Source organism: Paenibacillus sp. RC67, assembly GCF_030020805.1.
In the GTDB taxonomy this organism is placed as follows: Bacteria; Bacillota; Bacilli; order Paenibacillales; family NBRC-103111; genus Paenibacillus_S.
This window is the reverse complement of record NZ_CP125098.1, coordinates 3,392,916-3,407,007: the sequence shown is the minus strand read 5'-3', so window position 1 is coordinate 3,407,007 and position 14,092 is coordinate 3,392,916. Positions and strand designations below refer to the sequence as shown.

At 42.7% G+C, this 14,092-nt stretch carries 14 protein-coding genes; 4 read left to right on the top strand and 10 right to left on the bottom strand.

All coding sequences use genetic code 11. From position 1 onward, the window contains the following. Window positions 1-18 precede the first annotated feature (18 nt). The 4 genes from QMA13_RS15640 to QMA13_RS15625 all read right to left on the bottom strand — a co-directional run bounded on the left by QMA13_RS15640 (window position 19) and on the right by QMA13_RS15625 (window position 2,891). Complete coding sequence (locus QMA13_RS15640; RefSeq protein WP_282942502.1) at window positions 19-561, bottom strand: P-loop nucleotide/nucleoside kinase family protein; 543 nt, start codon at window positions 559-561, stop codon at window positions 19-21. Window positions 562-661: 100 nt separating this feature from the next. Continuing rightward, the gene (locus QMA13_RS15635; RefSeq protein ID WP_282942501.1) at window positions 662-1,222 is read right to left on the bottom strand and encodes a GNAT family N-acetyltransferase; all 561 of its coding nucleotides are present in this window, start codon (window positions 1,220-1,222) and stop codon (window positions 662-664) included. Between the two features lie 50 nt (window positions 1,223-1,272). After that, window positions 1,273-2,457, bottom strand: coding sequence for an MFS transporter (locus tag QMA13_RS15630; protein ID WP_282942500.1), 1,185 nt, complete (start codon window positions 2,455-2,457; stop codon window positions 1,273-1,275). A 122-nt stretch (window positions 2,458-2,579) separates the two neighbouring features. Further along, the gene (locus tag QMA13_RS15625; RefSeq protein WP_282942499.1) at window positions 2,580-2,891 is read right to left on the bottom strand and encodes an ArsR/SmtB family transcription factor; all 312 of its coding nucleotides are present in this window, start codon (window positions 2,889-2,891) and stop codon (window positions 2,580-2,582) included. A 388-nt stretch (window positions 2,892-3,279) separates the two neighbouring features. Here QMA13_RS15625 and QMA13_RS15620 point away from each other — a divergent pair, with 388 nt between their 5' ends. Continuing rightward, complete coding sequence (locus tag QMA13_RS15620; protein ID WP_282942498.1) at window positions 3,280-3,516, top strand: hypothetical protein; 237 nt, start codon at window positions 3,280-3,282, stop codon at window positions 3,514-3,516. A gap of 6 nt (window positions 3,517-3,522) precedes the next feature. On the opposite strand, the gene QMA13_RS15615 is transcribed toward QMA13_RS15620, so the two are convergent. Further along, window positions 3,523-4,110, bottom strand: a complete 588-nt coding sequence (locus QMA13_RS15615; protein WP_282942497.1) for an NAD(P)H-dependent oxidoreductase — start codon at window positions 4,108-4,110, stop codon at window positions 3,523-3,525. A 119-nt stretch (window positions 4,111-4,229) separates the two neighbouring features. Here QMA13_RS15615 and QMA13_RS15610 point away from each other — a divergent pair, with 119 nt between their 5' ends. Further along, window positions 4,230-4,661 (top strand): MarR family winged helix-turn-helix transcriptional regulator, encoded by a 432-nt coding sequence (locus QMA13_RS15610; protein WP_282942496.1) that lies wholly within the window; start codon window positions 4,230-4,232, stop codon window positions 4,659-4,661. Between the two features lie 108 nt (window positions 4,662-4,769). Here QMA13_RS15610 and QMA13_RS15605 read toward each other — a convergent pair whose 3' ends face one another. Next, window positions 4,770-5,876, bottom strand: a complete 1,107-nt coding sequence (locus tag QMA13_RS15605) for an AbrB family transcriptional regulator (protein ID WP_282942495.1) — start codon at window positions 5,874-5,876, stop codon at window positions 4,770-4,772. A gap of 28 nt (window positions 5,877-5,904) precedes the next feature. After that, window positions 5,905-6,642 (bottom strand): MBL fold metallo-hydrolase, encoded by a 738-nt coding sequence (locus QMA13_RS15600; RefSeq protein WP_282942494.1) that lies wholly within the window; start codon window positions 6,640-6,642, stop codon window positions 5,905-5,907. Window positions 6,643-6,789: 147 nt separating this feature from the next. Between QMA13_RS15600 and QMA13_RS15595 the strand changes: the two genes are divergently transcribed. Then, window positions 6,790-7,674, top strand: a complete 885-nt coding sequence (locus QMA13_RS15595; protein WP_282942493.1) for a TetR/AcrR family transcriptional regulator — start codon at window positions 6,790-6,792, stop codon at window positions 7,672-7,674. A gap of 101 nt (window positions 7,675-7,775) precedes the next feature. Here the strand turns inward: QMA13_RS15595 and QMA13_RS15590 are convergent, their stop codons facing one another. Together QMA13_RS15590 and uidA are read right to left on the bottom strand one after the other, a co-directional pair. After that, window positions 7,776-9,191, bottom strand: a complete 1,416-nt coding sequence (locus tag QMA13_RS15590) for an MFS transporter (protein ID WP_282942492.1) — start codon at window positions 9,189-9,191, stop codon at window positions 7,776-7,778. A gap of 95 nt (window positions 9,192-9,286) precedes the next feature. After that, window positions 9,287-11,083 (bottom strand): beta-glucuronidase, encoded by a 1,797-nt coding sequence (gene uidA, locus QMA13_RS15585; protein WP_282942491.1) that lies wholly within the window; start codon window positions 11,081-11,083, stop codon window positions 9,287-9,289. A 125-nt stretch (window positions 11,084-11,208) separates the two neighbouring features. Here uidA and QMA13_RS15580 point away from each other — a divergent pair, with 125 nt between their 5' ends. Further along, entirely contained in the window at window positions 11,209-12,429 is a 1,221-nt protein-coding gene (locus tag QMA13_RS15580; RefSeq protein ID WP_282942490.1) for a helix-turn-helix domain-containing protein, read from the top strand. A 24-nt stretch (window positions 12,430-12,453) separates the two neighbouring features. Here QMA13_RS15580 and QMA13_RS15575 read toward each other — a convergent pair whose 3' ends face one another. Further along, window positions 12,454-13,980 carry an NAD(P)H-hydrate dehydratase gene (locus tag QMA13_RS15575; protein WP_282942489.1) on the bottom strand — a complete coding sequence of 509 codons (1,527 nt, stop codon included), beginning with the start codon at window positions 13,978-13,980 and terminating at the stop codon, window positions 12,454-12,456. Between the last annotated feature and the right edge of the window lie 112 nt (window positions 13,981-14,092).

The following is a 14,092-nucleotide window of genomic DNA, read 5'->3' as shown; positions in this document are numbered from 1 at the left end:
TGGTATATGGGCATTTTTTTACTCAATTATGTAAGAAATAACATTTTCAATATAGCTATCCAAAGGTTGTGACGTATCAACTATTAAAAACCCAGAATCCGTTGGTCGTTGGCTTTTACTGTTTTCAATGGTGAGCTTAAATGTACTTTTCATTAATGCGGGCATTTCCGAAATTTGGCTTATCCTGCGTTCGCGAGTTTTCAATCTTCTATCCAGCTCTTCAAAATCATTCAAGAAGCATTCAATATATTTATATTGAGCTTCATACTTCCTTGAAATCCTAATCCCTTTCTCCAAATGCTCGTTGTACATACATGGGCTGTCAAAAATAACGCTCTGCCCCAGAGATAGATGAAAGTTAACCAATGACCATTCAATGTGATAGGACAGTCCACCTAATTCTTTGGGTTCGATGGTTGAGTTCATCGTACCTGGCATGTCCATTAATGCTGATTTAACTACATCATGGTCTACTATGACTGCGCCCGTATGCTTTGATATTTCTTTGGCCAAAGTTGATTTGCCCGAGCCAGGATAACCTGACATTTGAATAAGAAACATTGCAATCCCCCATCTCTATTAAATAGACAACAGTTTATTTTACCATATTTATACATGGATGGATCTTGCAAAATAACAAAAAAAGCCTGATCACTCAGGCCTACTTTTCAAACAGAAGATACCAATACAGTGCGGTCTCCTCTCTCTCTTTCAAAAGACCTTTATAAACACAAAAATCAAATCCCCCTAGTACAAAACCGCAGCTCTCGTAGAATTGGCAAGCCTTAACATTATTGCTTTGCGTTTCGAGCATGATTCCAGGCATGTTTCCAGATTTCGCCCAGCACTTCGCCTTTTCTATTAGTTGACGACCGATTCCGTATCTTCTAAGCGAGTTATCGACTTTAATGTCCTCAATATACGCATATTGATTCCAGTTTCTCTTAAGAACAATTTGACCTGCCAGCTGACTATCAACAAACGCCAGGTACATAATCTGATCAGGGCTGTTAATGTATGCAGAATAATCCGTTTCGCCATCTTCTTCATCATCATGTGCTTCCAAGTAACTTTTCGTATAAGGTGGAACTGCCATGATTTCATAATGAATACGATGGCCTGTAATTGAAAGAATGAGTGTGGAATCAACTGTAAACCTATCATCGATATGCTGGTTAAGTAATTGATCCTCATGTGTGAATTCCTTAATACAAATATCCATTAGAAGAACCCCCTAATCATGCATGTAATTCTATTACTGAGCGGCTGTTTCTAAAGCTCCCCTTCCAATCCGTTCACCTTTGCGCTTCTGCTCTCCCCTCTCAACTTGACGATAATAGTCAGGAATGCAAGAAAGGCAAAGCCGATACCACTCCATATAAGCTGATGAATCCCCAAGTGAGCGATAACCCAGCCGCCAGTCGAAGTTCCAACAGTAATACCCAGATTCGTAAAGGAAACAAATAAGCTGTTGCCGAATTCTGGCGCTTCCTCCGTCTCTGATGTCAACCAAGCTTGGCTCACTATGAGACCGCCCGAATGAATAATTCCCCAGAGGATAACCATCACAACCATCGGAATGAAATAGCTGCCCAAGCCATAAACGACAGCGTATATACCTATAAATAACAAAGGAAATAGGATAACCGTCTTGGTCAAGCTTCTGTGCAGACATCCACCAAACAGAAAATTTCCCAATATCATAACCATACCAAAAACCATCAACATAAGGCTAATCCAAGAACCGTTCATTTGTGTCACTTGTCCGAGATATTCAGCAAAATAGCTATATACCGAGAACATCGCCGCGAAAACACAAGTAATGGTTGCGATATTCAGCCACAAGTGCGGTTTACGTAGTATACTGAGCTGCTTTCCATAAGTCATTTTTTGCTTCATGGGCATAGAAGGGAGCCAAATTAGTATCCCTACGAAAGCAATTGCATTGACAACAGCTCCAAACAGAAAGGCAGCTTCTAGCGAAATCCGATCCGCAAGGTATGAAGTTAATGGAACACCGAAGGCAAACCCAACCGTAATTCCCGCAAAAACCTTAGTTACCGCTTTGCCGCTTTTTTCAGGCGGGACTAATTGTGCTGCCGTTACTAGAGCTATCGAAAAAAAGATGGGATGAAAAATCGCTGGTAGGATACGAAAGGCAACCATCATTTCGAACTTTGTCGTGAAGGCATATACCAGATTGGAGATCACAAACAGGAATACAGCGGTTAATAAAATGGCTTTGCGATTCATCCCAGAAGCGATTAAAGTTACAAACGGGCCTGAAAGTGCCACGACAAAAGCAAATATGCTGACAAGCCAGCCTGCTTGTGTAGCGGATATATGAAAATGATCGGTTATTTGCGGGAGAATCCCAACGATACCCATCTCGGTTGTAATAATACCAAATACCCCCAAAGCCAACATGATAATTAATAAAGGGTTTACCTTGTTCATTAGTACTCATTCTCCATTTCAATTGCATCATTTAAATTTGGACCCTCGACAGATTGATCTATGTATTTATCTATCTATATTTATAGATGTATATTGGCAAAAAAAGAGAGCCTCCTCTCCCTTTAAAGTTCCTTCTGAACATACTCGGCAAATTGCTGAATCGTCTTCTCATTTCTCCGGTAAAACGTCCATTTTCCAATACGTTCCGATTCGAGTAAGCCGGCTTTGAGCATCGTTGACAAGTAACTTGAAACAACCGATTGCGCAAGATCTGTTTTGGCTTGAATATCCGCCACGCATACGCCGACTTTGAAGTCAATGTCATGTTGAATGTAAGGACTTTTATCAAAAAAATCCTCAGGATGCTTCAACCAATACATAATTTGACGTCGCGTCTCATTTGACAATGCTTTATAGATTAATGAAGGGTCCATATCAAGTATTATATCTATTTTTATAGATTTGTAAATACGTAATGTTGATACTGTGCTAGTTAATTGCTGTTTTGACTCGCTGTTCTTGTGCTTGGGGAGATAATCATAATAAGCGAAAACAAGAAGAACCAGCCTCTTAAAGCTGGTTTTTTTTCTACCTTTCTTTCGCGACTCTGATGGAAAAGCTCTCAGGAAATCCCCTGAGTTTTACGGTATAAGTAATGAATAGATTAAAGAGATCTTTCCCTTCCGGCAAGTTAATTCTGGGTATAATATGTTTTTATAATATATTTTGGGAGTGATTTTTGATGAAGAAACTACCTTTGTTTATTGTCGGCTTCCAAACTAGAATACCAAGATAGATTTAACATATTGTTTCATTTTGCTTATGCTGTTGCAAAATCCGGAAAGGGAAGATAACGCAATGTGGACCGATGAGATGCTTAAACAACATGAAGAATTTGCTCAATGGCTTATTCATAATGCAGATACTGCATACAACCCACCAATGCCCACAATTGAAACTACATCAACCCCACCATCACAAATAGCAGAGCAAATAAAAAGGTACGTCTTGAGTAAATGGAATGAACACTTGCCATTGAACCATCCGAATCAGAAATAACTGCCCTTAACCGCTAACCGTTTTAAAATAACGAAATATTGCACTTAACTTCTCATCATGTCTTCCCTTCGGACTTTCCATATTCCCGAATTCAAAAAACTTAACTTTCTTGATGCCTACAAATTGAAATAAGGCCTTCTTCATCAAGATTTTGTGGGCATTGTTCAGCCAAAATAGCGGATAATGCGTCGGACCCTTCATGGTCGAGATACATACGACGGACTTCCCTCTCAATAATCCTTCCGGTATAAGTCCTTTCTTGTCTCTATAAGCAAAATTAGCGGCGAACATTTTATCAATGTAGCCCAGTAACATAGCTGGAGGCCTTCCCCACCAGATAGGGTATACAAAAACGATTTTCTCTGCCCAAAGGATCTGCTCCCGGTATTTTTCAAGCACATGATCGGAATGCATATCCCTTCTCCGTTTATTTTCATTAAATATGAGAATCGGATCAAATCCTACTTCGTATAAATCGAGAACCTTGGTTTGGCTAATATGGGGATTTTCATTACTTCCTTGAAGCACTTTTTGAAAAAACGCATAGCTTAAGCTTTGATGATTAGGATGTGTATAAATAACCAGTACGTTCATCGAGCCACCTACTCACTTATCATTTGATAACAAAATCGTAACACAACTCGAATTTATTTGTCAATTGATAATTGTTATTTGAACATTATTTTGTTATTGTGATAGATAGAGGTGATTGTGTGGATAAGCACGCTTTATTCCAAAAATTCGTAGCTTTCTCAGCTGCCGTTCATCAAACGACGCATGAGATGACCAAAGACGTTAAGTCTGATGATATCACTCCCGTACAATACAGTATTCTTGAATATATTGCGCTCAGCCAGCCGGTTACTCCAAGCCAAGTGAGCGATTGTCAGCATATGTCCATGCCGAATACGAGCCGCGAGCTGAAAAAATTGAGTGAGAAACACTTATGCGAGAAGCTCGACGCCCCAGACGATCGGCGCAAGCAGTATTACCGCCTTACCCAAGAGGGGGAATCCATGATGAGTGAAGCGTTTAAACGGATCGAGGCACGGTTTCTTCGAAGGATACAAGATTCTTCAAATGCAGAGTTGGAAGAAATAGAACGCGCTTTGGAAGTGCTTCGCTCCAAGGTGTTTTCAGATTAACCATGATGATCTCATCTTCAGATGGCTTAGCCCATCTCTACTCAACAACGAAAAAGCTCCGCTTCCTTTTGACAGGACGCAGAGCTTTTTAATGTATAGAAACATTAGTTAAACAGCCGTCTTGCGAAGCACACGTTTGAACAAAGCCTTCAAGAGAGGCGGTACACCAATGAAAATAAATAAGGTGCGGAACAACTGGTAGCATATCACTACGGATAATTCGGCCCCCGCTTCCTGAGCAATGATCCCCATCTGATCCATCCCTCCAGGAGATAGACTCAAAAAGGCGGTGATTAGAGAAACAGGATGAAGCTTGGTTAACAGTATGCTCAAACCGATAGAACATGAAATCAATATGATTCCGCTCAAGATGGCGAGAACGATGATTTTGAGCTTCTTATCGAGCTGTTCCGGCTTTAGCAGCATGCCAACATAAATTCCAACAAACATTTGTGAAAAGTTAATAATAAGGGTCGGTAGCGTGTGACCATGATAACCTGTTAAATCCAGAAGGATAGTGGCAATCATAGGTCCGAGCAGAAAAGCAGTCGGGAGCTTGATCTTATTCCCTACTATCGCGAATAGGGTACATACAATGGCAAACACCAGGATTGAAGGAAATAAGTCCTTCCATCCGCTTGTCACAGCCGTTACCGTAGAAGCAAGCTGATTCTGATGCTCAACGCCAAAGATCGGGCTGAACACTAGCAGCGGCACGAAGAAAATGATCATCATCAACCGGGATACTTGCAAGAAAGTAACCACCGTCAGATCGATGCCCTTCAACTCCACGGCTAGCGTGACCATTTGAGTCAACCCGCCTGGAATACTCCCCATTAATACGGTAGGAAATGGAATACCCGAAACCCAAGATACAACCAGTGCAATAACAAAGCTGCAGCACAATAGTAGTACCGTTAAAAGCACCATAGTAGGCAGCTGACGACCAATTTCATGCAATGTTTCAAGTGTAAAGGAAAGGCCGATCGTGTAACCTATAATAATCATGCCAGAGCTTCTTATTGCAGAAGGCCAATATGGTTGAATGGATCTAATGGATTTAGAGCTTATAAGTACAAGGATCATCGGTCCAAGCAGCCATGGAATGGGCATATGAAGGAGCTGAAATAGAAGCGCTCCTACTATGCCAACGATCAAAGTGTAAAGGAATCTCCCCCACTTTTGTTCAGCTAGCTGTGGATAGTTCAATTTCATCACTTCTTTTCTTGGTACATTCGCATGATTATTTAACGGCTGATGTTATCTCATCCAACCGTTGGCTGATATTCCCTTTGTATAACCCGCCATGGTAGCAGATGACAGCTTGAATATCATAGCTTTTATATTTGTTTAGCGATTGAATCGCTTGTTCCATATTTGGCGTAACATTCGGATTTGGTCCTTGCAGCTCTCCATCTGTAACAACCATAGAATCCCCAGCAATCAACGTTTTGCTAGGCTCATGATACAAGCTCATATGCCCTGGAGTATGGCCTGGAGTATGAATAACTACTACACCACCGGCTAATGGAAGCTTCTCTCCATCATTCACAGTATGAGTTACAATACCAGGAGACGAGCTTGAGAATGTCGCATCGAACTGCTCACGTACATTTTCAGGCATGGATTGAAGCAGCATCTGCTTTCTCTCAGGACTCATTTTGATAAACGGAATCTCTCCATCGATATAAGGCTTGTCATCAGGATGTGCAATCACTTCTATTTGATCTCTGCTCTCAGCTAAGAATTGTGGAAGACTTCCCACATGATCAATATCTTGATGGGTTAAAATAATCTTGGTGAGCTGTTGCGTATGAATTCCCGCATTGTGAACAAGGTCTAATATAGCATTTCGGAAGCCTGGCATTCCTGTATCTACAAGTACATAAGAATTCGAATCATAAAACACTGTCGGGTGAATCACCATCGGAGTACCTGTTATAGCCAATTCAAGCATTTCAAGTCCTTCTGCAATTTTCATAGTCTCCAAAGCGTTCGCTTTGGTTCACCTCCTATTTGTCATAAACAAAAACCAATGAGTTCATTATATGACTCGTGAGTTTTATCTGTCAATTCAAATATTGACCTTATCATGGTATCATGTCAAAATACGGAGGGGGTGGATGGGTTGGAAGAACTAAAGAAGCAACAAATCATTCATACAGCAATGGATGTTTTTAAAGATAAAGGTTACATTGCCGCTTCGATGAAAGATATTGCAGAAGCCTGCGGCATGGCGAAAGGAAGCATTTATAAAATATTCCCTTCAAAAGAGGATTTATTCACAGCGGTTTTTGAAGCATGTCATCAGACAATGTTCGAACAGGCAAGGAAATTGGACCAGCAAGGAGGTCTATCTTCCCCCAAAGATAAGCTGCGGCGCAAGATTGAATTCCAGCTGCAATTCATGATGGAAAACTACTACTTCACAAGTGAATTCAAAGAGCTGCCCGTTAAGGATAACGAGCATTTTATTATAGCTTGGAAGAAAAAAAGAGTGACTCTCCTCAAGATGTTAAAGGATTGCTTCTACGAGGCGTACGGGGACTCCATTCAAGATTATATTTGGGATATCGTTGTCATTTATCGGGGATTATTAAAAGAATATTTATCATTTGCGATTCAAAAAGCGATAGCTCTCCCTATTTCCGAGCTGGCTCTTTTCTTGGTGGAACGTATGGATACGGTTATCAACGGCATGATTAAGCAGAAACCTAAGCCGGTGCTGAGCGAATCTAACGTTTATTTTAATCAACTGAACCCTATCGATCCAGCTACTCATAAGCATGTCATTCGTGAATTATTGACCTCAATTGGGGCTAAAATTAGCCAACTGACAGTTGCAGGTCCAATACTCAAGGAATTACTTGAAGTCTTTAACCTGCTGGAAAAAGAACTCAGTCAAGGAACCCCTAATAAGACACTGCTTCGAGTCTATGCTTCATATCTTGAAAACAACTCGGAACTTAGTCCCTATATCCGGCAGCTTCAATTCATGATGGAACGATATTAAGATTCTTCAACACAATGGGACCAAGCTGTTATCCGTCTACTGGACAAGAACTTGACCCCATTGGTTCGTAACATAACAAGTATAGAATACGCTTACAATTATCAGTCTTCGATTCGAAGCTGAATCAAATCTTCGTTCAAGTTAACCAATTTGCTCTTGGTCAAATTATAGATTAGGATCATGGCAAGCAGAGCGATTAATGCTCCTACAGCCGGCACGAGAGTAATGATAGCTTTAATCCCTTGCGCTACATCCACTGTTTGGGACTGCGCTCCTGAGTTATAACCAACATACACCAATGCAAAGCCGCCAATCCCTCCCGCAACCGCCTGTCCGATCTTGCGAACTAAGGAATAGACCGAGTATACGGTCCCCTCTTCTCGTCTTCCAGTAATTTTTTCTTGATAATCGATACAATCCGCTACCATAGCCCATATTAATATATTCATAAAGGCCAGTCCAAAATTGGAAATACAATTTAAAGTCATATACACATAAGCATTTGTAATCGGTAAGATGAACATTAGAGCGCTCACAATAAACGTAATAATCAATCCGATCGATGCAGTTTCTTTTTTACCGTACTTTTTCACCAAGGGAGTAATAACCGGCATAGCCACGAACATCGCTCCCAGACCAATTAAGCCTGACATCGCAATTAAGCCTGGATTCTTAAAATAATCCTTAAATAAATATGGCGTAATCGCTTGACTCACAAGCATAGAAGCTAACATACCAAATGAAGCCAGCATCAGCCCTAGTAACGGTCTGTTGCTTAGTAATCCCTTAACCGTGATCAAAATGCTGGTTTTTTCTTGATTGTGCTTAGCACCTCGGACTCTCTCCACCGTGAACTTGTATGAACCGAAATAAAACAGGTTCGCCAATACCGCACAAATGATAGCAATAAGCAGAAAACCTGTCGATGTAGGCGTCTTGCCTGCACTAAAAACAATAGAAGGTGCAGCAACCATGATAAAGACGTTGGCTAATAATGCACCAAGAGTTCGGAAGGTGGAGAGTCCTGTTCTTTCGATAGGGTCTGATGTCATAACGGACGCCAATGAACCATAAGGAATATTGATAGTGGAATAAGCCAATCCCCAGAGAATATACGGCACTGCGGCGACAATCACCTTCAGGAGCGAATCGGATGTCACTGGAATATACGTAAACGTTAGCACTCCTAATAAAGTTACCGGAAGAGCACAATACAACAGGTACGGACGAAACTTCCCTCTAGCTCCAGCAGGCTTAGAATCAACATAGGCTCCCCATGCGACGTCAAAAGCCGCATCCAGCACTCGAGCAATCAATAAAATCATTCCCGCGGCTGCAGCTGATATGCCATAAACATCGGTATAAAATAACATCAGATAGCCGCCAATTAATCCAAAAAATAAATCATTGCCGATATCGCCAAACATATACCCGACTTTATCTTTAATTCCAAATTTTCGCATTTGATTAGAGGGTTTTATGTCCGCAGTACTTGTATGCTCCATGGTTGTGTTCATGCTAGTTACCTCCATCATGTTCATTGGATAAAGCCAGGTTAGTGAGTCGCAAGCTGCTTTCCATCACTAACCCGCTTCATTATTGCTTCAGGACTCTATTTTTTATATCCGAACTGTGGAATTGCTTCCCAACGTTTGCGAAGCTCATGGGCCGCGTATTTAGGCTTTCTGTCCCGAGTAAAAATACCCTTCTTATTGCCCTGAACACGAATAATCCCTTGGCTCGTATTAAAATCAGCAAAGTTCCATACTTGCTCGCCTACGAAATTTTGGAATTCATCGAAGATCTCATGATTGGCACGTAAGTATTCAACCTGGAACTCCTCGGTAAACATGACAGGGTCAACATCATGCAGCCCTGCAACAGTATCTGCTCCGTACTCGGTCATTATAATCGGTTTGCCCGGGCAGCGTTTGTTCCATCCGTTAAACTCTTCACGAAGTTTAAGCTTCGCCATTTCCCAATCGCCGCTTTGTACGTACCAGCCATAATAACGATTTAACGCTAGAACATCGACAAGCTCAGTCACTTTGCATGTTTCCGGCGTTGACATCAAATGTGTTACAATCGTAACCGGTCTTTGCTGCGGGTCCAGTTGCTTAGCCAGCTCTACCAGCGGCTTAAAATATTCGTATGCTCCTTCTTCCTCGGAAGCCGGTTCGTTAGCAATGGACCACATAACGACACAAGGATGGTTCTTGTCACGAGCAATCAATTCCTTAATGACCTGCACATGATGCTCTGCCGTTTGTAGCTCCTCCCAAGTTTTTCTCTTTGGGCCGCCTCCAAAAATAGACATGAAGTTCAAGTGAAGTCCAACGGCTGGAGTTTCGTCAATAACAACGATCCCTTCTTTATCCGCTAGTCGCATAATTTCTTCAGAATACGGATAGTGTGCCGTACGGAACGAATTGGCGCCAATCCATTTCATCAAGCGAAAATCCATAACGTTCGCCGCTTCATCGAAGCCTCTGCCGTGAATCGCTGTATCCTCATGCTTCCCGAAACCTTTGAAGTAAAATGGTTTATGGTTGATAAGAAACTGACCGTCTTTCACTTCCACGGTTCTGACGCCGAAAGGCTGTTCATATACGTCAATGATTTGATCATTATGGATTAGCTCGATTTTCATCTTATACAAATACGAGGCAAGTGGCTCCCACAGATTCACTTCGTTAACATTTAACACACCTTGTTCCTTAGCACTTTCCGCCACAACCGCACCTTCTTGGTCCAAGATAGTAATCTTAACTTGAGCCGCTCCGGATTTTTCTACTTTATAATGAATGGCTCCGGAGGTTCCGTTCGTTTCTGTAACAATCGTTACGTCCTTTACATAAGTGTGAGGCGTTGTATAGATTTTGACCGGGCGATGAATCCCTGCATAATTGAAAAAATCGAAATTCGGATGATTGCGTACGACCTTACCTATTCCAGGCACTTCTTTCTCGCTATAGATTCCAACCGGCAGTGTCGTTTCATCTACGATATTATTCACAGCTACCGTTACACGGTTTGTTCCATTCTTAAGATGCGAATTAATTGCGCTTTCAAAAGGTGTAAAACCGCCTTGATGTTCGGTAACAAGGACTCCATTGACATACACTTTTGCGGTGTGCGTTGCTGAGCCAAACCTAAGTACAACACGCTCGGATAAAAACATGCTTGGAACTGTAAAATCCCTCTCATACCATACCCAGCCTACATGGTTGCGTATATCCGCAGTTACACCCAAATCATTGTAAGAGGATGGTACGGACATGCTGATGGTGTCAGTAAGAGAGGCTTCGTACCATTTTTCTTGAAAGCCCTTTCCAAAATCCAGTTTAAAGCTCCATATGCCGTTCAAATCTATCATGCCACGCGTTTCTGTAACGATTGGATATAACATATTCATTCTCCCTTTTCATCATTTGTTAGTTGCTGTAAAACTGATTATACGCCTTCCTTTTGTTCATAGTTAGGACTATAATTGCATTATAGGGACAATGTTAACAATGTATAAGGAGAATTTTCATGTCAATCCAACTTCAGCTTACCGTCTCCAGTCTAACCATTTTTCACCTAACGGACGTTAATACGCTTATTTTAAATCATAACGGATCTCCCTTTCTTATTCACGAGCGTGATCCGCTTCCGGAATATATGCTTGAGCTTCAGAAGAACCATTTTGTGTATTTAATTGCCGAGACGAAGCGGATTCCTGAAGAATGCTGTTTATTTACCAACGAATTAGGCCTTTCCTATTTGGCCAAACGATTTCACATCCAAGATCAGGAACCTAAGATCGTAGTCGTCGGTCCTTTCTTGAAGCAAGTTCCAAGTACGAATCGATTTGATCCTAAATTAAAGATCGATGCCCAAAAACAGATAGAATTAGAGGCCTTTTACCGTTCTTTGAAATTGATCAGCAGCTCCAGAATTCAAAGCATGGCGAACCTGCTAGAGCAAGTTCACACCATTCATCAAGCCTCGCTGGAAGTAGTCAACGTGGAGAGCGATGTGGTTCATGCTTCTCAGCAAAGCCATGTTGAGCTCATGCTGCAGCAGTCTGACGATTCGTACATTGAACTGATCGAGCTGCGTTATAAAATCGAAAAGGAAATGATGAGGTCCGTCGAGAAGGGAGATAAAGTAAATCTTCAGCGCATTATGAAGCAAGTGAAAAATGTATTTGATTTCTCCGAGAGGTTCCCAAACCAACCGGTCAGGGCTTTAAAAAACGTGCTCATTGTATTAAACACGCTGCTGAGGGTAGCGGCAGAACGCGGCAAAGTACAACCGCTTTTTCTCCACCGTATTTCCGAGAAATTTTCCAAACAAATCGAACGATCTGACACTATAGACTCGCTAAACAGGCTAACGAACCTCATGCATGAGGAATACTGCAATTTGGTACGAAATCGCGCGGTCTCCGGCTATTCGCTGGTCATTCAAATAGCAGTAGAGCATATCATCAGCCATTTCAATCAGCCCCTAAATATGGAACAGATTGCCGACTTGTGCGGGGTCCACCCTGCTCATCTTTCAAGACAATTTAAGAAAGAAACCGGAATGACGGTTACCGATTATCAACAGAAGCGAAGGATCGAGGAAGCGAAAATATGGTTAAAATCCGAGCGTGCATCCATCGGTTGGATTGCCGGGTATGTCGGATACGAGGATTCAGGCTACTTTACCCGTGTTTTCAAAAAGCTTGTCGGTATGAGTCCGTCGCTATATCGAACTACAAAATAAAAAGCGTCCTCCACGGACGCTTTTTTATAGCTCGTCGATAATATCGCCTGCGGTGATCGATCTGGAGAATGCACGGGCTGCTGCCGCCCTATCGCCCGCCTCTCCATGAAGGTACACACCATATACAGCTGCTTGTTCGGCAGGGAAGCCTTGCGCTATCAAGCTAGCTATAAGTCCCGCGAGGACATCCCCTGCCCCTCCGGTAGCCATTTTCGGATTACCTGTAGTATTAATCGTAACAGCCCCATTAGGCTCTGCAGTTACTGTTCGAGCACCTTTCAGTACTACAATAACTCCATCCTTCTTGGCGAAGCCCCTGGCTAATTCAATACGATCACGCTGCACTTCATGGACGGAAAGACCACACAATCGTGCCATTTCTCCGGGATGCGGGGTCAGGATTACTGGTGCGCTACGCCTAGGCCATTGGTCAAAATCCGAGTCGGCAAGCATGTTCAACGCATCGGCATCGAGCACTAGTGTACAGCTCGAATGACACCATACGTCATGAAGCCAAAGACGGTCCCCTTCCCAACGTCCCATCCCTGGTCCGATAACCATTGACCTTTTATTTTCAGATACTGCAATAAGCGATTGAGCCGAAATGCCTGACCAATTGCCTGTCCCTGAATCGTTGAGCCCCATCAGCATAATCTCAGGAACTGTCCCTATCATCGGCTCCAACAGCTTCTCAGGCAGAGCCCAAGTAACCAATCCGCTGCCACTCTGTAATGCCGATTTGGCACACAGTAGACCTGCACCGCTCATATGTCGGCTCCCTGCCGCCACCAGCACATGTCCATACGTCCCCTTATTCGAATCCTGTCTGCGTTTTCTCTCATCCGGTTGGAAGCCGAACCGCTTCAAGAACATGACTGCATCCGTCATGTACGTATTCACTCCGAGCATCTCTGCCCATTCTTGAAGTATGCCGATTGGGCGAACAACTACATCACCAGCATACTCTGCTCCAGGATACTGCTCTAACCCCCTTTTCGTTAATGCGAGCGCTACGGTTCGTTCAGCTATTATACATGGCTCACTCACTTCACCTGTGTCCGCATTTAATCCGCTTGGTATATCAACGGCGATGATAGGCAGGCCGCTATCATTTGCTCCTCGAATCATCTGAGCATAGGGTTCTCTTGGTATGCCGCGGATCCCTGTACCGAGCAATGCATCCACGATACCATCGTAATCACGCCAATCGATAATTCCATTATGATATATAAGCGAAGGGACTTTGAAGCTTGCAGCAATAGCAGACTGGGTGGCGCTCTCTCCCTTCCATCCCACAGGATCTTCTATGTATATGACCGTTGGCGAATATCCGGCTTCGATCAAATGTCTTGCGGCCACGACACCATCGCCACCATTATTTCCTTTCCCAACAAGAATCGCCCATCTTCGAAGCTTACCTTCTCCAAAAGCAGCTACTTCTTCGGCAACCGCTCTCCCTGCGTTCTCCATCAATACCATTGCGGGTATACCAACGGTATCAATAGCATAGGAATCCATCGCGCGCATTTCTTGGTTTGTTACAACGAACAAGGGCCATACCTCCCCACGTCAATCAGATATACAAACTGTTTTAACTTTTTACACCTACTTCCTCATTTTAGAAGCAGCATTGTTCGGTGTAAAGCACTAGTCTGCTGTATAA

Excerpts from the sequence above, each read along its gene's own strand:
- QMA13_RS15640 (WP_282942502.1), bottom strand. The coding sequence starts at position 561 with ATGTTTCTTATTCAAATGTCAGGTTATCCTGGCTCGGGCAAATCAACT.
- QMA13_RS15635 (WP_282942501.1), bottom strand. The coding sequence starts at position 1,222 with ATGGATATTTGTATTAAGGAATTCACACATGAGGATCAATTACTTAAC.
- QMA13_RS15630 (WP_282942500.1), bottom strand. The coding sequence starts at position 2,457 with ATGAACAAGGTAAACCCTTTATTAATTATCATGTTGGCTTTGGGGGTA.
- QMA13_RS15625 (WP_282942499.1), bottom strand. The coding sequence starts at position 2,891 with ATGGACCCTTCATTAATCTATAAAGCATTGTCAAATGAGACGCGACGT.
- QMA13_RS15620 (WP_282942498.1), top strand. The coding sequence starts at position 3,280 with ATGCTGTTGCAAAATCCGGAAAGGGAAGATAACGCAATGTGGACCGAT.
- QMA13_RS15615 (WP_282942497.1), bottom strand. The coding sequence starts at position 4,110 with ATGAACGTACTGGTTATTTATACACATCCTAATCATCAAAGCTTAAGC.
- QMA13_RS15605 (WP_282942495.1), bottom strand. The coding sequence starts at position 5,876 with ATGAAATTGAACTATCCACAGCTAGCTGAACAAAAGTGGGGGAGATTC.
- QMA13_RS15600 (WP_282942494.1), bottom strand. The coding sequence starts at position 6,642 with ATGAAAATTGCAGAAGGACTTGAAATGCTTGAATTGGCTATAACAGGT.
- QMA13_RS15590 (WP_282942492.1), bottom strand. The coding sequence starts at position 9,191 with ATGAACACAACCATGGAGCATACAAGTACTGCGGACATAAAACCCTCT.
- uidA (WP_282942491.1), bottom strand. The coding sequence starts at position 11,083 with ATGTTATATCCAATCGTTACAGAAACGCGTGGCATGATAGATTTGAAC.
- QMA13_RS15580 (WP_282942490.1), top strand. The coding sequence starts at position 11,209 with ATGTCAATCCAACTTCAGCTTACCGTCTCCAGTCTAACCATTTTTCAC.